This is a genomic window from Proteus sp. G2674, assembly GCF_009915195.1.
In the GTDB taxonomy this organism is placed as follows: domain Bacteria; phylum Pseudomonadota; class Gammaproteobacteria; order Enterobacterales; family Enterobacteriaceae; genus Proteus; species Proteus mirabilis.
The window spans coordinates 31,731-49,703 of sequence record NZ_JAABLS010000039.1 but is presented as its reverse complement, the minus strand read 5'-3'; the positions used below and the strand labels follow the sequence as shown (position 1 = coordinate 49,703).

At 41.4% G+C, this 17,973-nt stretch carries 16 protein-coding genes; all 16 read right to left on the bottom strand.

Going from position 1 to position 17,973, the window contains the following annotated elements; genetic code table 11:
* Positions 1 to 56: 56 nt before the first annotated feature.
* A complete protein-coding gene (locus GWI58_RS15590; RefSeq protein WP_161769339.1) occupies positions 57 to 3,440 on the bottom strand; it encodes a hypothetical protein in 3,384 nt (1,127 codons plus the stop codon).
* Entirely contained in the window at positions 3,440 to 6,523 is a 3,084-nt protein-coding gene (locus tag GWI58_RS15585; protein ID WP_161769338.1) for a hypothetical protein, read from the bottom strand. Before GWI58_RS15585 ends, GWI58_RS15590 begins: the two co-directional genes overlap by 1 nt.
* A gap of 2 nt (positions 6,524 to 6,525) precedes the next feature.
* Entirely contained in the window at positions 6,526 to 7,074 is a 549-nt protein-coding gene (locus GWI58_RS15580; RefSeq protein WP_004243338.1) for a hypothetical protein, read from the bottom strand.
* Positions 7,074 to 7,544, bottom strand: coding sequence for a hypothetical protein (locus tag GWI58_RS15575; protein WP_237611714.1), 471 nt, complete (start codon positions 7,542 to 7,544; stop codon positions 7,074 to 7,076). The genes GWI58_RS15580 and GWI58_RS15575 overlap by 1 nt, the downstream gene beginning before the upstream one ends.
* Before the next feature lies 1 nt (position 7,545).
* Positions 7,546 to 10,008: a hypothetical protein gene (locus GWI58_RS15570; RefSeq protein WP_161769336.1), complete on the bottom strand. Its 2,463-nt coding sequence runs from the start codon at positions 10,006 to 10,008 to the stop codon at positions 7,546 to 7,548.
* Complete coding sequence (locus GWI58_RS15565; RefSeq protein WP_161769335.1) at positions 10,008 to 10,613, bottom strand: hypothetical protein; 606 nt, start codon at positions 10,611 to 10,613, stop codon at positions 10,008 to 10,010. Before GWI58_RS15565 ends, GWI58_RS15570 begins: the two co-directional genes overlap by 1 nt.
* The gene (gene gp10 / locus GWI58_RS15560; RefSeq protein ID WP_099660563.1) at positions 10,613 to 10,924 is read right to left on the bottom strand and encodes a capsid staple protein; all 312 of its coding nucleotides are present in this window, start codon (positions 10,922 to 10,924) and stop codon (positions 10,613 to 10,615) included. Before gp10 ends, GWI58_RS15565 begins: the two co-directional genes overlap by 1 nt.
* A 63-nt stretch (positions 10,925 to 10,987) precedes the next feature.
* Positions 10,988 to 11,329, bottom strand: coding sequence for a hypothetical protein (locus GWI58_RS15555; protein WP_036936189.1), 342 nt, complete (start codon positions 11,327 to 11,329; stop codon positions 10,988 to 10,990).
* Positions 11,330 to 11,337: 8 nt separating this feature from the next.
* Complete coding sequence (locus GWI58_RS15550) at positions 11,338 to 11,769, bottom strand: Bbp16 family capsid cement protein (RefSeq protein WP_020945808.1); 432 nt, start codon at positions 11,767 to 11,769, stop codon at positions 11,338 to 11,340.
* A gap of 58 nt (positions 11,770 to 11,827) precedes the next feature.
* The gene (locus tag GWI58_RS15545) at positions 11,828 to 12,808 is read right to left on the bottom strand and encodes a major capsid protein (protein ID WP_004243350.1); all 981 of its coding nucleotides are present in this window, start codon (positions 12,806 to 12,808) and stop codon (positions 11,828 to 11,830) included.
* A gap of 15 nt (positions 12,809 to 12,823) precedes the next feature.
* A complete protein-coding gene (locus GWI58_RS15540) occupies positions 12,824 to 13,501 on the bottom strand; it encodes a peptidase (protein WP_161769334.1) in 678 nt (225 codons plus the stop codon).
* Between the two features lie 17 nt (positions 13,502 to 13,518).
* The gene (locus GWI58_RS15535) at positions 13,519 to 13,833 is read right to left on the bottom strand and encodes a Bbp19 family protein (protein WP_069368913.1); all 315 of its coding nucleotides are present in this window, start codon (positions 13,831 to 13,833) and stop codon (positions 13,519 to 13,521) included.
* Positions 13,830 to 15,494 carry a portal protein gene (locus GWI58_RS15530; RefSeq protein ID WP_161769333.1) on the bottom strand — a complete coding sequence of 555 codons (1,665 nt, stop codon included), beginning with the start codon at positions 15,492 to 15,494 and terminating at the stop codon, positions 13,830 to 13,832. Before GWI58_RS15530 ends, GWI58_RS15535 begins: the two co-directional genes overlap by 4 nt.
* A gap of 9 nt (positions 15,495 to 15,503) precedes the next feature.
* Positions 15,504 to 15,716 (bottom strand): hypothetical protein, encoded by a 213-nt coding sequence (locus tag GWI58_RS15525; RefSeq protein ID WP_004243356.1) that lies wholly within the window; start codon positions 15,714 to 15,716, stop codon positions 15,504 to 15,506.
* A gap of 184 nt (positions 15,717 to 15,900) precedes the next feature.
* On the bottom strand, positions 15,901 to 17,385 hold the full coding sequence (locus GWI58_RS15520) for a hypothetical protein (RefSeq protein ID WP_046334334.1): 1,485 nt from the start codon (positions 17,383 to 17,385) through the stop codon (positions 15,901 to 15,903).
* A complete protein-coding gene (locus tag GWI58_RS15515; RefSeq protein WP_052715523.1) occupies positions 17,385 to 17,948 on the bottom strand; it encodes a terminase small subunit in 564 nt (187 codons plus the stop codon). Before GWI58_RS15515 ends, GWI58_RS15520 begins: the two co-directional genes overlap by 1 nt.
* Positions 17,949 to 17,973: the final 25 nt, after the last annotated feature.

The following is a 17,973-nucleotide window of genomic DNA, read 5'->3' as shown; positions in this document are numbered from 1 at the left end:
ATAAAAATCTGACTAGTTTTCTTTTTTATTTTACCAAAGAGCCTCATTTGATATTCCTACTTCATCTGCTCCTCAACCTGATTCAATAATGGTGACAAATAAAACAAGTTTTGGAAAGGTAATAGTTTTCGTACAGATCGCACTTCTCTATCATCAAACTCACCGTTTAATACACCTGATGTGATGTTTTTAATATCACCACCAAGATCAAATGTAGGACCTAATAATGCACCAATCCCATTACGGCTTTGATAACGTGATGCTGGTGGACCACCAAACATGGCACTCATACCATAAGTACCACCGCTAAGGTTTTCCAATACGTTATTAGGCTCACCTAACCAGCCCATCATTCCTGACCAGTCTAAACCCTCTTTTACTAAGTTAGCCGGTTCGGTATTAATATCTCGTCCCGCCATTTTGGCCTTGAGAACATAGACTAGGGATCCAAGTGCAACCTGAAGCAATGCACCATAATAGAATGATGCATCACCTGATTGTATTCCTGAGACCAACGCTCTATTGTGAGTAGCAAAGAAGAAAGTTTTAAACTGCATAACTATCTTACCTAGTTCACTGCTCATCATTAATGGTGTATCACCAATGCCTGGTGTTATAACTGTAGTTCTGACATCTTTTAATACTGCTGCCTGAAATGTTTCACGCACAACACGATCATCCCACAAATGGCTATGCCCTGTTAACATGCCGTCTAAGTCTTCACCGTGTCGCTTAAACTGATCTGCTATACGCTTTAGCATTGATTCATCGATACCAATATGAGCCAGTTTCTTTATTTCTCGTTTACTTAACGAACCACCAGCATCTAAAGTGTTTGCTGCTTTCAGTACCTTAGATTGAGTAATAAGCCCAGACCACATTTTCATAGTATCGGTGTATTGGTTCATCAACGTAAGGTTGCCAAATTTCTGTGACGACCATTGTAACCCACGCTCTAAATAGCTACGTCTACTGTATGGATCGCTAAGGTCAGCAATCACCTTAGAACGACTGGATAATACATATTCAAGACCAATACCCATTTCACGTAAATCAGCTTTAGCAATACGCATAGCACCGATATCAGTTAGCATCTTACCCAATGGTTTTAACGCACTACGTAAGCCGTGTTGCATAATCGGACGAGCCATATCAGGTAACGATGATATTGTCATGCCACCTAATAAACGTAAGAAGTTAACGTGACGAGCCACACGACCAGCACGAACAAAGAAACTAGATGGATCTTTAGGTGCGCCATAAGTTCCTAATAGACGATCACGCATAGCGCGAATATCACGTAAATCAGCTTCTCTTCGTGCTTCTAATCGACTGCGTTCTTTAGGTGTGGTTGCATCAGCAATAAGTTGGTTATATTCCTCTGTAATCGCTTTGATTTGATTATCCATATCAACACGGCCAAATTTAGCCGTGAGTTCAATTTCAGGCGCAACTTGGCGAATATAGTTTTCCATCACATAGTTAACATCTGATTCGAGATAGTCTTTAATGCGTTCATCAGGAATGTTTAGGGTTCTATCTTTTGTAAAACCAGCACGTTTAACTAACCCATCAGGGATCAGTTCACTAGGTACAATGCCAGATGGTGCACCGATAATTTTATTAACGATATCATCTGCTGCCGCATCTAACTCTTCGCGCTCTAAAGGTGTCATGCGATTTAATGCTGATTGCCTAATTCTGTCATGGCGAGTTAATGAATTTGCAGTTCGTGTTAAACGACGATGTTCATTTCTAAACTTGAGAGGGTTATCAAGAATATCTACGCTACGTTGTAACGCAGGCAATTTATTCTCAGCATCATTAATACGCTGTAATTTTCTTTGTAATGTTGCTTGTCTTCTTGTTTGTGTTTTATTTAGCTTAGCAAGGTTAGATAGTGAATTTAGCTCAACTTCTACTGCACTCTTTTCATTAATGATTTTTTGATATTTATTAATATCATCCATCAACAAGGATTTTTTACCTGACCAACTCTCAGCCTCTTTAATTTCAAGCCCTAAACGTTCAGCTTGTGGTGAAGCGTTACGTGCTTTATCAATACCAATTTCAGCACGATCAAGACTACCTTTGGCTTTATTTATCGAGGTTTGATTAATCTCTTCTAACCAGTCAGCAATGATTTTCTTAAATTCAGTACGATCATTTAAAATTTTGTCGAATTTATAAATACGAGGGAAGTAGCTTTGTGCTGTTGTCACCTTTACACCTTCACGTAAGATCCCTAATTCAACCATTCTATCTTTAGTTGCTTCGACAATAGGTCTAATAGAACGTGCCGCCTCTGCCACTTGTGGTATCGCATGAGTATCACCATTGCGCATAGCATCACCAACAGCCTCACTAAATTGGTAATAGCTCATATCACGGCCACCAGATTGACGATACTGTTTAAAGTGATCTTTCGTTGATTCTACTTGTTTATAAACGAGAGTTTCATAACCTCTCACTTTTGTTTCAACAGCGGTAAATGTCGCAATACCTTCTTCATTTTTAGCAAAGGTAAAGTTATTTTCTGTGAGTTGTTGGTTAATTTGGCGTGCTGTTTTAGAGGGTGATTGAGCAACACGGCCAACAGGGCTAACATTCATCGTACGATTAATAAATGATGGCCCTTTTAAGGTTTCTTGTTCTAATGTGGTGTTAGGTACTTCCATTGCACCAACACTAGAATTATCAGGAATATTATTTGGGATATTTTGTTGCCCTGATTGTTGTTCTCCAATTAAATCATTTCTTACTTTTGTTACCAATTCACCCCGGTTTTTTACTAACTGTGCGGCTGACCCTAAGGTTCCACCGATCATGGCATCAAGTGTAATGTTAATTGCACTTTCAGTTAATGTTCGTGTTTCTTGGGTACTATGTAATGCCATTTCAGAAGCTACGCCCCCAGCAGTATTTGCCAATGCAAACTTACCTGCTGTTGCACCAACACTACCGCCTTTTACTATTGCACCACCTGGTATCATCATTGCAGCAACATTAATTGGATCAATAACCCCCATAGCAATACTACTCACAACACCAGCACCGCCAGCATCTGCTAACATTTTCTTATCGTTACGCTCACGATCAATGCGTTGTTTTATTGCAGCAGTTTCTTGAGGAGAGTTTGAATGAATAAAGGAATCAGCATAATCTTCATAGCCTGAAAGCGTTAATTCATCTTCAAATGGATTATAGCCTTCTACATCTTCAAATTGATTAAAAGGTGCAGTAGCAATCAAACTACCCACTGAGTTATCGATACGAAACGCCGCATCACGTAATTCTTTAGTTTGCCGTCTATCATCAAGCGGATTAATAGGGTCATACCAAGACGGTGAAACATTATCACCATAAGTAGGTTCAGGTTGCTGAACAGCATTAATATCCGCAGATAAAACATCATCAGGTTGTTGTTCGTAAATAGGCATCAGTTTTTATCCCAAGAAAAATAATTATTGAATTTATTTACTCGCTCATTGTGAGCTTCTTTATATTGCTCACGGATATTTTGACGACGTTCATCAAATTCTGAGCGTGATTTATCCAATGCTTCTTCTCGTTCCCTTTTATTCTGTGCTTCCTTAACGATTTGCTGACGTTTTTCCATTACCTCTTTGTACATTGGTGATGATGACTGTTCTGGTTTAAAGCGAATAGGCAAGCCGTTATCTCCCGTGTATGGACGATAAATAGGGATATCATCACTACCGGTTTGTTTTATCATTATGCCGTAGCTGTAATCTCTTGGTGTCACTGCATCAGAGACAATAACGATTTCAGTGCTAGAAGAAGCACCACCAAATGACTTAGACATTAATTGCTTTTTCTCTTCCTCCCATTGGCCGGCGATCCAGTTTCCAGCACCTGATTCATTAATACCGTATACAGCTTCTGGCGCATAACGCATAACTTCTTCACTGCCATTAATATTTGATACTGCCCATGTTCTTTTAATTTGAGCGTTAGTCATTTTCTTGGCTAGTTCTGCATCACCGCCTGTTTCAGCAAAGTTAGCGTCATACAACGTTTGATAGTCACGTAAGTAAGCACCATTTTGAGTGCCAGGCTTACTGACGTTTGGTGAAGAAAATGGTTTATACCAAGGGTAAAAATCATTGATATTAGATTGCGCCGCTTTATCTCTATCCTTGATATATCCTTTATCCCTGATTTGAGAAGCGATCATTTGCTTAGTGCGCTCATCTTGTTCAAATGTCGTCTTAAATGCAGTTTCTACCGCTTTCTCATCAGGCATACCAGCTCGACTTAAACTATATACTTTTGAGTAATACGCCATTGTGCTTGATGGAATATCCGTAGCTGATGCCGGATTGTTATCAAATATCTGCCCATACATTTTCGCGATAGGAAGAACAACTTCAGGATCTTTAGATGTTGCCCCCATATTCAATACAGACTTAACTTGTGATGGGATAATCCCTGTTCTTGCTGTAAGTTCAGCAACGGCATTTAAGCTATTAGCATCACGTAAATTAAAGCTCTGCTGAATATGTTTTTCAAAGTAATCATCTGCTGCCTGCTGATTATTCTTATCGTTAGGATCAAGCGGAAAGTTATTTTGAATGGAAAGCTGTAATCGGTTAGCTGCAAACTGTTTATCTTGTTCCTTGATGTTCCCTTCAACGAACTTACCAAATTTCTCCCAACGTTGAATTTTGCTTTCGTAGTTTGCTTCACCCGTTTGAGGTCTAATTTGTGATAACAAATCTTGCTGTGCTTGTGGAGACATCTCTTTAGCTGCTGACATAAAACCAGCATAACGTTTAGCTTCTTGCATATCGGCAGACATGGCTGAACCTTTGTCATAGCCAAACGCAGAGATTAATTCATCATGAGTAGGCGCATTAGGCGCTTCAAGCCCTCTTTCCCATGCTGCGTAAGAGTCCGCTACACGAGTACCAAGTTGTTGCTGTAACTCACCTTGTTTTTGCTTACGTAGCTGTTCTGCTTGTCGTAAATATTTTGCTTGGTAAGCTTCATCTAAGGCATCGAAAGCGGCAGATCCGGTTAATAGTTTTGGAGCTTCTGATGTCGCTTGTAATTCAACAAAACCAAGTGCTGACTGTATGCCTGTTGCTATCTGCTCATCAGTGTAATTAACACGGTTACGCCCATTTTCCTTATACATTATCGCTGTCGATAAATGCGTTAAGGTATCTAAATTCGTTAAATCTAATGGTTGATTAGGTGCAACACCAAGGTAATCAGATACATACTCAATGTATGCCTGAGTATCATTATTATCTTCTGGTGGTGCCCAGCGATTAATGATCTGCTCTGGTGTAACAAAACCTTGTCGAGCATAAGAAAGTAGATTTTTACCTAATGCTCTAATACCGTGCTCAGGTGTGGCAAACTTAGCAAATGCACCATCATCACCGGTTTGCCCTACCCATTTATTACTAGATATACGAATATTACCTGGGTTGTTGTTTCTAACACCTCTTGTATCACCGTTACTAGGTGTATACATATTCTCTTGCTGTTTATGCAGATTATCAGCGTAAGCAGTAGCATCTTCAGGGTTATCAAAAATCCCTAAGTGCTTACCTGTTTGCTCGTATAACGCAATAGCTTCATCATCAGATAACAGCTTACCATCGTCACTTACGGTAGGTATTAGCACTTCGCCATCATCGGTACCAATAGAAATCGTTCTTACTGTACTAATTGAGCCGTCTTCGTTTTTAACTGTTGGCCTATTGAGTAAATTAATATTTCCCTGTTGGGTCATTCCTTTAACTTTACCAACAGTACCACCATAGAACGCATTATTTCTGGTAGCACCACCAAGGCTTGAAGGTTCTCCATTTCGCTCCAAGAACCCCATATAATCAGCACCGAGTTGGTTTTCAATCGCTTTACGTGCAGTCGCTACTTTGAATTCTTGTTTCTTGGCGAGGATCTGCTCTTCACCCCAACCGTGTGATAATCCAAACTCTTCTATTTGCTGAAACACTTGTTTATGTGCAGAAATATAAGCCTGATTATCGCCGTACATTGATGCGGCAGACTCTGCATTTAATGTTAACGTTGATTGAAACTGATCTTGTTCATAAGCTTTGATTTGCCCCATCTCATGACGATTAGCTTGTGATGCAAACTGAACACCCATTTCTTGCGCTTGTTGCATAAAGCTTTGTCGCACAATATCGTCAGGTAATGTTGATGATATTTCACCAGCATAATCACGAAATGACTGCTCATACTCAGACGCTTTGCCAATCGCATTTTTACCTTGCTGAGAAAGTAATCCATTTTGCGGATCGGTCATCAGTTCATTGGCTTTCTTTCGTAGCTGTAATGCGGCATCTTGCGCCAGTGCAACATTGGCTCTTTGTTTTGCTTCTGCAAATAAACCAACATATTGCTCACCAACACGACCAAAGCCAGCGCCAAAAGTATCAGGTGATGATTGAACAGAAAACCCATTATTCGGTAACTGCCCAGGCATAACCGTTCTATTATCGTATGTAGGAACCTTTGGCATAATTAAAATCCTTTTGGTGCTTTAGCAAATGTCTTACCCGCTTTCGCGGCACCTGAGCCACCACCACCGAACGGACTCCATGTACCACCAGCCAACTGATACGCGCCATAAGCTTGAATAGGGGCTGTTAATAACGTTGTCATTGCACCCATATTGCCTGAGCGTCTTGCCATTTTTGCATTAAGGCGATCATTCTCAGCTTGCATACGATAGCCATACGCTTCACGAGAAGCGTTATTTACCATAGTTAACGCATCGAGCTCACCCATTGCGGCAGTATCACCCAAAATATCTAAAGCACCCGCAGTACTTAAATCAATGCCACTGGCTGACATTGTTGCCGCCTGTGTGCCGGCTAATTGGCGAGTACGTCTACGCTGTTCTTGTGCCTGAGCATTTCCTTTATTAATTGCATCAAGTGCAGCATCTTCATTAATTTTGGCGTTTTGATTGGCCACTGATGCTTGAAATTTACCATCGGTATATTGTCCGTATGCTTGCAATGCAGAAGTACCAATTACTGCTGCCGCTAATGTTGTTGGTTCACACATTATTTAGCCCTCAATGTAAAACGATGGAAAGGTAACTGAAGTAAACCTGCTGGCTTTGCTTCTTCAATCTGAAACCCCAACCAATGGAGCCAAGCCTTAGCAATATGATTACGTTCATCGACATAATTCATCAGTGTTGGGTATTGCCCTAACATCTGTTTTAAGATGGGTTTACAGCGTCGTAGAAAGGTTTTCTGGTGTTGCTCTAATAAGTCAGTTCCCACCAACCAAGGAACACCTAAACCAGTCAGTAATGAGCCAGAAGCAACACCAAAAATAGTCATCACCTCCTCATTAATAATGCCGGCATAGGCTTTAGTAGAAACAGATAAGCCATGTCGTAATACCTGTTCAGGTGTTTGCATTGACATAGCGTAGAACTCATCAACATCAGCTTGTCTTACATGTGGCAATAAACGAACAATATGTTCATGAGTAGCAGGAATAATTTGTACATGATGTTTTTTCATATTAGAAACCACCAGCATCAATACGCGGAATGACAGATAGCACCGCTAAAGGTAACGGATCAACCTGTCTAATAAAGACACGTCCGTTTTTGCTCCAATCTGCATCTAAATTAATTTCAACAATACCTGTGGCATCATCAACAGGATTGTCGTAAAACTCGAATTGACGTTGAGGATACTCATATAACCGTTCTTTTTCAGTACCAGCCCAAATACCCCGACTACTATTTACAATTAAGCTGGCAACCTTAATAAGCTTCTTCTTATCAAGTAACGTTTCTTGCCCATTGATATGGATATCAAGCGTTTCTAATTCGCTGGTAATAGGTAATCCGATATGCACTACGGATGATGGCGTATCAATCTCTACTGCACCATTGGTGACAATAGCCTGCGGTGAAACATTAGCATCAGAAAGAATATTAACCGTCTTACCTTCAAGATGATTTAAGCCAGCAAAGCGATAGCGGGCAATGCTCCATTCAGTCGTTGGCGTATTTTGTAATGCTGGTGGAATATTGCGATTAGCAGAAATAACCACTTGATTTGCAGATACATATTGAACAATCTTACAGCGAAGCTCTTTATGTTCATTATCTTCAAAATAAGGAATATTGACGGCACTACCAATATCAGAAGCACTAAAGACCGGATTGCCTGAAATCACTAATTGATAGTTTTCTTGATAGTTCCACTCACCCGATCCACCCGTGATGGTTGCTGTTTTTGATATATCAGTATTTCTACCGTCATAACTTAAGCCTGAATCCACAAAGAAAGCATCTTCTGTACGAGTAAATAAACGGCTAGCCAAGCGCTCTACATACCGAACCTGTTTGCCGTTTACTGTACGCTGAACAATAAAATAGGCTGAATCTTCATTGCCTTCACTGATCGAACACGTTGACTCAAATTTCCCTTCTGTCGATTGTGGTGCCCATGCAAATACTTGTTGTTCTCTTAAATAGGTTAAAGCCAGCATTAACCCATCGTCACGTATGCACCATGCAATAGAATATGGAACCGTAGTAAATGACCAATCAACAATACGATGACGTTGAAATAGGTGATTTGCCAACATAGTTAAGTCAGTGCCTTGGTACCCATCCACATCAAAGGAGTACGATAAATCACGCACAGCACTACCTTTCTCTTGTATATAAAGCGCAATGTTCGCAACAGAGATTGGCGGTAAATCACTTGAACCGTTAGCACCTTGTGATGACATTGAAAAACTGGAAGGTGTAAGCACTTTGTTCTGATCGCCTGTTATTTGATATTCACCGCCTGAGGTCAATGCCACCAGCGAACCGACATCAATCAAATGGCGAATTTCATTAACTTGACGACCTGCATACGTGTAGATAATGCGATCATCATCCTGAATAGGATTATTGCGACCAAAGTCTTTATAGTCACCGCTACGACTGGCCCATATCGTTTGTGGATAGGCACGAGAGCCAGCAAAGAATAAACGTTGTTGATAATAAACAACGGTGCTTGGATAACCATCAACATCATTCCACACTGCACGCGCCCATTTATGGCTGGCGTTGTCTTCACCAACAGCATTGGATGGAATATAAGAGATCACCTTTCCTGTGGCTGTTTTGCCATCTTCACTAACAGTTTCAATTTTTACGATACCAAAACCACTATGCAGATATTCCCACTGTATCCCTGTATCACCACCCCAACCATCCCAGCTCATTCCTTCCGTGTGTGACGGTCTTAGTGTTCCTGTTTTACCGCCACTATTGGCACGATAGTAGTTACTATCAGCACGACGTTGATCATTGAGGTTGGTTGTTTTATCTGTCTCCCATACAGGAACCGCATCAATATCACGTTGCTCTAAATAGAACTGCTTACCTATTTGCTCGGTACCAAAAATATCATGCGTAGACGTTAACGTAATTTGCCCCGTGCTTGCACTAGCATAAACTTTCATTGCCTTATCGGTATTGATATCTTCAAAGGGGCCGTTCTTGGTTTCAACGGAGACTAACTTCCAATCATCATGATCGTAACGCTGTAACTCCATTGGTGGATAATCAGTATGAACAATCGTCATAACATCGGCTGATTGCGTATACTTCAAATCAAACAAATCAGCTTCTTTATAAGGTGTAGATAATTCAAACACTTCGCCTTTATGTTCACCATCAGCATAGAGAACCTGCCCACCATCTTTAAATACGCGAATATAACGATCACCAAACTCTAACGCGTAGGTTTGTACGGTGCTGAATTGGAAAGGAATAAGGCGAGACTTCTTATTTTGATACTTTGTTTCAGCAATAAATCGTGTGCCTGGTCTATTCTCAACACCACCATATTGACGAACAATAAAGTTATGGCACTTTCGCAGTGCTGTTGAATACTTTGCAAGATCAACACGTCCATATAGGCTTGGTGCAATTTCACCGCCTGAAAAACTAGGTTGAATAAGACTAAATGGCATTATGACAACCTCGCTTGTGTGAATTCATCCATATAATCAATTGGCTCTGCTGACTCACTTAATGAATGTGCAGCCGCACTTTTAATAACACCTTGATAAATTTGTAATGCCTCACCATCAATCCCCGCATTTGATGCCAATGGACGAGCCAATTCAGCCGCTAAACGCCATGCAAGCGCATCTTTAAATAACGCATCAAACATATTGACGTCAGTAATACGCGCAACATACTCAAGCCATGCACTAGGATGATCAGTAAAAATTAATCGACCAGTACCGTTTTCATCTGAACCAACATGAAAATGGATTGCCATATCTGGTCTACGGTACTTTTGATGAGGTTCGACAATGCCAATGGCTTTTAGGCAATCATTAGGATAGCGATAGGCATACGCCCAATTAGGCGGGGGATTATTTGTATTGGCTAATGCCACCTTTTTAGTTGCAAAGTTCCAAGGAAAATCGGCAAGCACACTATCACGGCATTGCGCATAATGAAGGTTGCATTGAACAGCTTCTTTGCTGGCTTCGGTCATACTATTAATCGAACGGCTATTACCAATGCGACTTAATGCAATATTGCAAATTTCAATTTCTGAGGCCATTACTCACCTCCATCAAAAAGAACATCTGCCGTTGATTTTGTGTCGCCTACACCTAGAGCCAGATCGGTTATTTGTAACTCTACATATACTGACTTCTTACCTTCACGTTCATTAATAGATTTAGACAGTATTTTGGCAACAGCAGACAGCTCAATACTTTCACCAACATCAGGAATAGAAACGCCTAATTTTTCTATTGTGTCGTTTTCAAGTGAAATACGTAGCCCGTATGGATATTCTTCACGAGTTTCTTTTTCACCTTTGGCATTTTCATAAGTTTCTGTGCTGGTTTTTAGATTGGTTAGTTTCATTGGATATCTCTCGGCTCAGGTAGAAAATAAAAAAGGGGCTTTCGCCCCCTTTATCATCGGGGGTTAAACCCCAAGTTCTTTCCGCTTTTCATCTATTGCGGTGCGCATTTTATCTGCGCCCATATTGTGATGAGGTGCTTTACCAAATAGCTGGGTATATTGCTCACGAAGCGCATCAAGGCTTGAGTCAATCGCCACACCTGAACCGCTTACAGCAATATTACTTACGCCTTCACCAGTATTATCACCAGCCCCATCAGCCACACTATGAGTATTAAGTCGAGCATCAGCGCCACCAATTAACGCTAAGTTATCGCCAGCTATACCGTCGTACTCAACCTCTTCACCGATTTCAAGTAGACGCCCAGCGATAAATGATTTTTTTAAAACCTTATATCGTGACATGTCACACCTTATTGAGTTACAGCATCGTAAATAGGATGAGCATCAACAGTTAGGTTAATGCCCGCAGTGAACTTACCCGCCGTTAATGGACCTTCTGCAACAACATATTGCAGGCGCAGGTACTTCAGAACGCCTTGAGGTACTTTCGCCACAATACGTTTACCTGCATTTAAATCAGCGATTGGTATTGCCACAGATTCAAAGATAGATTTAGCATCAGAGAATTTATCGTCTGTCGCGGTTTCTAACTTGATTTGAACAGTCGCTTCACCTGATGCTTTAGCCTGTTCAGTCACTTGTGCAAACAGCTCTAATGGCTCACCAATACCGATATCACGAAATGCACCATGCACTGGCGTTAAGTCGATAATTTGCTTACTTACAGCAGATGCAGTAACAGCCTGATCCAGTGAAAAAAGCGTTTCTTTATCTAAAATCATTTTGACTATCTCCAAATAAATGAAAGTTAGCGGAGCCGTTAAACGACACCGCAATAACTTATTTCACCTGATCTTCAGTCGTTAAGATGGCATCAACACGGCGAACAGGAATTTCATCGAATGAAACAACTTTCTTACCTGCCACTTCTGCCATAGAAATATTGACGTTTTTACTGTTTTTAATTTGGCGACGCATCCAGCTACGAATTTGCTGGTTACAATAAAAAACAGGACGCCCCATAGAGAGGTTAGGGATCTTCTCAATTGCTTGAATAAACAAGTCTGGCAAATCGAGTGTGTCCGCTTTTTCTGGATCTTTACCAATTTTGGATAAATCAATATTGGCGATACGGACAACATAACGCCAGTCACGAACTGAGATACCATTTTTCCATTGAAAGTGAGTACGAAAGCCTTGGTATTTCCCTTTGTTCTCATCTTCTAAAGTAACTTCACCTAAATGGTTTTGTTCTAAACCTGCTTTAGAACCTTTAGGGAAAATACCGTGGACCGTGTTTTCTCCCCATACCACTAACCACACAGACGTTAAATTACTGCCAGTACCACCAGCATCAATGATGTTGACTGCATTCTTTGCTTTCATATCGTTAAAGCGTGCAGCTAAACCCGTAAAGCGCTGAGGATGAACCGTAGCATCACCATAAATAACTGTTTCAGCCATTTGCTGGTTCATTGACTCTAAGAATGCAATTGATTCAGACAATAGAAATTCATTCTTTTGTCCGTTCAAATTAGCAAGATCTTTATCAACTTCAGAATAGGTTTCAAGCATACCAATCGCATCAGTAACCTGTGCTGTAGTTGATTTGCTTGGTGGTACACCATAATTAAGCAAACGCCATGTTGCTGACGGCAGACCTGTACGAACAGTTGTACGGTGACCCGTTGGTAAGTTACCTTCAACGAAAACCATATCATCAAGAATTTCATTAGACTGATTCAGCAATTCGACGATCTTCGCTTGCTTGCTGTCAGGGCCTTGTCGTTTAGCCCAATCAACGAGAGTTAAAGCAGGCATGTTATTTCCTCTTTGTTATCCAAATAAAACATCAGCAGCACTTTTACTGCCGTTACTGTTGCCAGTGACAAGACCGTCCTCTGACATTGCTTTGCCTATCTTGGCAAAAGCCCGAATAATCTCTGGGTGATTACCTAACCCTGTTTCTGTTAAATACAATTTCAAATCATCAGAACCATAGGTATCTAATACCTTTTGTGCTGCACCAATAGACTCATTTGATCCTAATTCTTCATCTGCTTTAACAGTTTTAACCCATTGCTCAGTCTGCTTTTGCCAACCATCATTGATTTGTTTCTGAATAGCAGGCATGATTTTAGAGCCATAAACATCAACCAGTTTTTGCGCTTGTTCGTTGTTTAAATTCAGCTCACGAGCAATCGGCTCAAAGACTTCTAATGCACCTTTATCAAGCTCTTGCCCTTCTTCTGGTGCTTTAAATTCATACTTTTCAGGCGCACCTACATCTGATTTATTGGCATCATTTTTCTTATCATCCGGCTTGCCCTGCTCTCCACCATTTTCTTTTTCAGTGCTTTTAGTAGGATCATCACTATTTGCTGGTGGCTCATTTTTATCTGTTGCTGATGTTTCTTGAGTAGGTTCCGTTGCTGTACCGCCACCGCCTTCACCTCCCTCGCTGTGTTGCTCTTTATACAAACGACGCATAATTAATTTCTGCCATAAGTTCATGACTGTTTCTCCCGTTGTTAAACGCTTGGTGTAGCTGCTTCATTTGCCATTTGCGCATAAAGCTCAGGGCAAACTTGGTGTAATTGATTGAAAACTTTTAACCCATAGTTACGCTCGCCCTCTCTAAATGCCATTGCATAGGGATCATTAGAAAAAGAGCTACGAAATACGCCAGAGTCAGAAATCAAACGCCAAATAACAGCACGCCCAGCTTCTGTGGACATAACCTCTTTTAGCTGTTGTTCCTCTTTCTCTTGCCTATTTTTTTGTTGAATATCGTATTCAGTGCGAGCAATTCTCTCGTCTTCATACGCATCGAATGGATGTGTCATTGAGCACCTCCACCAGCCATAGCGGACAAGGCACTATCATTATCAAGATTGGTATCACTGAGGGTTTTAGCACCATCAATAGCGGACTGCGCCATTTGCATCTGAGCCATTTGTTGTTGCTGTGCTTGTCGTTGTTGACGTATGGCTTGTACTTGCTCATTGGTTGCAACGATAGTTGGAGAAACACCAATTGCTGATGCATAGTTATCAATGGCATCATCAGCATTAAGCTTATCAAGGGCTTCAGACTTAACTTTTGCCAGATTGCCAACAAAGCCAGCAAAGCGTTCGATACTGCCAACACCAATCGATTTCTGTGCCTGAGCCATTACAGAAATGTACTCAACCTTTAGATCCATTCCCTGCATTTCATCAGGCGCAATGGGAAGTAAATTTTTGTTTACCAAGATTGAGAAAGTGCGATTAATCAGCTTGTCGAGTAACTCAGAATCAAGACGCTGGAGAACAGGCCCTAATTGCAATAGCTTCTCTTCTCGCATCTCAACAACGGCTTCAATCGGCATAGAGCGCGTATTCACCATTTGCATCATGCGGAACAAATCAACAAAGTAAGCTGTATCAATCAGTTGACGGGTATCTTGAACATCTTCAAGTAGTGCTTTCAATGCTACGGGTTGAACATCAAAAATCGTTTGAATTTTATTAGTAGGATTTGCCTCATCAAGATAGTTAATGCCTCCGGGTATGGTATTTACCCGTTGGTTTTTTAATGAGGCTGGCACTTGTAAAGGTGGATTAGTCAGCTTATCAATCATCTGCGCTTTACGCTTTTGCATTAATTGAAGTGCTTTAGTACCACCTAACGCCAACATACCAGGGCAAGATGAACCGTAAACATCTTCACCATTGACTTCCCAACGTGGCGCCATGATAGGAAATTCATCATAGCCAGACTCACGTAACACTTTCTCGTGATCACCCGCCACTTCAAGATAAACGGATTTAAAAGGCTTGTGCTTCGCCTCTAACTTTCCTGTTTGTCGTTCAAGGTTTGGATATACGGCATGAACCACTTCAACCCATTGGCTGTACTGGCTTGAATTCCACATTGATTTAACAGTGTCGCTAATGCTATCAATCCCGAACTCCATTACCAACTGGCGAACGGTCATCGTAAATTTGCGATAGCAAACATCAACACTCAGGCTTGGGCTATTCGCAATGTAGTAACTGCCAAGAGGGAAATGAACGGTACGGATAATACGCTGGCTATCTTCAACAACCGCCATTGCTGCAGTGCCAAAGGTACCTAAATCCCCATACATCAACGGTAATGACTGATAGAGATTAGAACGATTGAACACTTCGTTCATACGCTGTTCTGTGGTTTCTAGCCAAAGTTTTACAGGGCCATAATCCATTAAATCAGGATCAGGTGTCGCTAAACGAAACCAAGGACGAGCAGGACTTGTAATGCCTGACATCATGCCACTGGAAAGCACCGATGAAGCCAAAGACGCCGTAGGGTCAATGATCTTACTATTACGGCGATCACCTCGATTAACATCAGACGCAGTAAAGCGCGTACTACGAGGACGAGTGAAATCTGACAATTCACGCCAATGCGGTTCAAATGAGCTACGCTCTGTTTCCAACTGATTAAGTTGTTGCAGTAGCTGTTGTTTCAATGGCGTTGACATAGTCACCCCTTATTGACCAAGTAAGGTTTTACCGCTGGTGGATGCTGAACTTGTCGCACCCTGAGCACCAGTTAGTAACGTAGACTTACGACCTGCGGCTGCACGGCGACGACGCATTTCATCATCACGACTACCCGTTACTGCCGCATCTTGTTCTTGAGGTGCTGCCTGAACAGCAGGAGGAGTTGTAATTTTTGGAGTATTGCCAAATGGATTACACATATCGACACACCTTTATAATTAACCAATATTGCATATTAAATTAATAATACATGTTATTTGACAATATTGAAAATTATAACTACCATTTTGGTTATGCAATGCCACTGCATTTTTTCTCGGTATTGTTACCACGACAGCGTGCTTTACCTTAGGACTGTTTGCCCTCTACTCCAGAGGGCTTTTTTTATGCGAATGGATCGTAATCTGAATTGCTGACATTAACGCCAGAATGAGGTGAGGAGTAATTTCTATCTATTTTGGTGACTGGATACGCGAACGTCAGTGCTAGTGCATCACCTTTACCCGGTGAACGACCAAGACGCTTTTTAATTTCTGTTTTATCTTCTAGTACAATCTTGCTATCGATAACACGAACCTTGTATTCACCACATGACAAATCATCTGCGGTTTCCTGATCATCAATAGCCCCACCAATTTTTAACCATGTCTTAACGCTGTTATACATTTCACCGCGTTTGTTCAGCATTTGTGGATCTGTTGATGCACCACCAAACTTAACTAAACGCCACACGCGCCCCCAACTTGTTCCAATTGAGTGAATGCCGGTACCATATCCAAAGTCGATATGAACAGCATCAGCCTTGTATTGATCTTCAAAGTCAGCAATACGCTTTGCCATAACAACATCGTCAGTTGTTTTAAAGCCCGTCCACAAGCACTTACTAAATAAACCTTGGCGTAGATAAATGACTGCATCATCAATACCAGAATAGGCAGGGTCAACACCAATAATTACGGGCGCATGAGCAACTTCAGCTTGTGTGACAATGCGTTTCATGGCTTCATCGGTTAAACCTGTTGGAATAAACTGTAGTTCTGATGCTGACGGGAACACACCACGAACACGAACTTTAAAGAAGTCGCTATCTTCGCCGTAGTCCTCTTCCCAATTTTTAATCTGCTCTTTGTTGCTACCTTCAACGGTACGGCTATCAATCTGCTTGGTGTTCCAACGATGTTTAAACTTACGAAAGCACTCACGAAAGCGCCCTGTGTTACGGGTTGGGTTACCAAATGCTATCCAAATGATTTCGGTACCTTCATCCGTTAACGCCCCTTCTGCAACTTCCCATACCAGATCAGCAATGTTAGACGCTTCATCAAACACGAGGATAATACGCTTGCCTTTGTTGTGAAGCCCTGCAAATGCCTCCGTGTTGTTCTCTGACCAAGGTACCGCATCAGCACGCCAAGCATTAGCATGATTAGGATCGTTTGAGTAGATAGCTGTCTTAGTGCAAGTAAACCAATTATTAGTCAGTGATAGCCGTTGCCACTTCGCTATTTCTGGCCACGTTTTAGTGCGTAGTTGATTTTCGGTGTTAGCAGTGACGACTACCTTACAATCTTCGCAGGTATCCATACCCCACTTGATGATCATTGAAATAAATGCAGATTTACCGATGCCGTGGCCAGAAGCACGAGCAAGTAATAATGGCTGGTGGCGTGTCTTTGGATTGCGTAGATGTTCACCGATTTCATTTAATGCTTCGGCTTGCCACTGACGAGGGCCATTGTATTCTTCAAGCTCTCCACCAGCTTCACCCCACGGAAATGCGTAATACGCATAACCTAATGGATCATGCGTAAATGATGCGATATCTTCAATGAGTTGTTCTTCTGGTGACTTCTGCAAAGCTTCTAACATTACTCAACGCTCCCTTGCTGAGCACGTTTACGAGCAGATGCCAACTTATCAGCCAATGATACGTTTACATCGACCTGTACTCTGTCTCTAAAGGCATTGATATCAACGTGCTTACCAATCAGTTCAAGCACCTTGATTTTATCCAGCAACTTCACTTTTTTAATGCGTGTATCACCGTCTATATCGATGATATCGAAAGCAGCAACACTTTTACGCCAAATAGGTGACCATTCAGATATTGGTTTAATATCGCCTTTCTCATTAAGAATATCGGCAATATCTGCATCAAGCATATCAACCAAGCGTTTGAGTACATTGTCAGCACTCATCTTGGTTCGCTTATTGCGCTGTTGCATAAGTTGTGCGATACGCTCTTGAATACGGGGATCAGCCATTAGCTGTGATGCGCGCTTGCAAGCACTGCCAGAAGCATATCCAGCAGAGATTGCAGCATCAGTTTGATTATCGGGGGATTTGATATATTCCTGACAGAAACGTTCCATCTTGTCGTTGATAGGCATTGGCTGTCGTGCAGGTTTCTTTCTTGGTCTTTTGATAGTCATAATCATCACCTCTTTGGTTATTATG

Excerpts from the sequence above, each read along its gene's own strand:
- GWI58_RS15565 (WP_161769335.1), bottom strand. The coding sequence starts at position 10,613 with ATGGCCTCAGAAATTGAAATTTGCAATATTGCATTAAGTCGCATTGGT.
- GWI58_RS15525 (WP_004243356.1), bottom strand. The coding sequence starts at position 15,716 with ATGTGTAATCCATTTGGCAATACTCCAAAAATTACAACTCCTCCTGCT.
- GWI58_RS15580 (WP_004243338.1), bottom strand. The coding sequence starts at position 7,074 with ATGTGTGAACCAACAACATTAGCGGCAGCAGTAATTGGTACTTCTGCA.
- GWI58_RS15530 (WP_161769333.1), bottom strand. The coding sequence starts at position 15,494 with ATGTCAACGCCATTGAAACAACAGCTACTGCAACAACTTAATCAGTTG.
- GWI58_RS15555 (WP_036936189.1), bottom strand. The coding sequence starts at position 11,329 with ATGTCACGATATAAGGTTTTAAAAAAATCATTTATCGCTGGGCGTCTA.
- gp10 (WP_099660563.1), bottom strand. The coding sequence starts at position 10,924 with ATGAAACTAACCAATCTAAAAACCAGCACAGAAACTTATGAAAATGCC.
- GWI58_RS15575 (WP_237611714.1), bottom strand. The coding sequence starts at position 7,544 with ATGAAAAAACATCATGTACAAATTATTCCTGCTACTCATGAACATATT.
- GWI58_RS15520 (WP_046334334.1), bottom strand. The coding sequence starts at position 17,385 with ATGTTAGAAGCTTTGCAGAAGTCACCAGAAGAACAACTCATTGAAGAT.
- GWI58_RS15585 (WP_161769338.1), bottom strand. The coding sequence starts at position 6,523 with ATGCCAAAGGTTCCTACATACGATAATAGAACGGTTATGCCTGGGCAG.
- GWI58_RS15535 (WP_069368913.1), bottom strand. The coding sequence starts at position 13,833 with ATGACACATCCATTCGATGCGTATGAAGACGAGAGAATTGCTCGCACT.
- GWI58_RS15515 (WP_052715523.1), bottom strand. The coding sequence starts at position 17,948 with ATGACTATCAAAAGACCAAGAAAGAAACCTGCACGACAGCCAATGCCT.
- GWI58_RS15545 (WP_004243350.1), bottom strand. The coding sequence starts at position 12,808 with ATGCCTGCTTTAACTCTCGTTGATTGGGCTAAACGACAAGGCCCTGAC.
- GWI58_RS15540 (WP_161769334.1), bottom strand. The coding sequence starts at position 13,501 with ATGAACTTATGGCAGAAATTAATTATGCGTCGTTTGTATAAAGAGCAA.
- GWI58_RS15550 (WP_020945808.1), bottom strand. The coding sequence starts at position 11,769 with ATGATTTTAGATAAAGAAACGCTTTTTTCACTGGATCAGGCTGTTACT.
- GWI58_RS15570 (WP_161769336.1), bottom strand. The coding sequence starts at position 10,008 with ATGCCATTTAGTCTTATTCAACCTAGTTTTTCAGGCGGTGAAATTGCA.
- GWI58_RS15590 (WP_161769339.1), bottom strand. The coding sequence starts at position 3,440 with ATGCCTATTTACGAACAACAACCTGATGATGTTTTATCTGCGGATATT.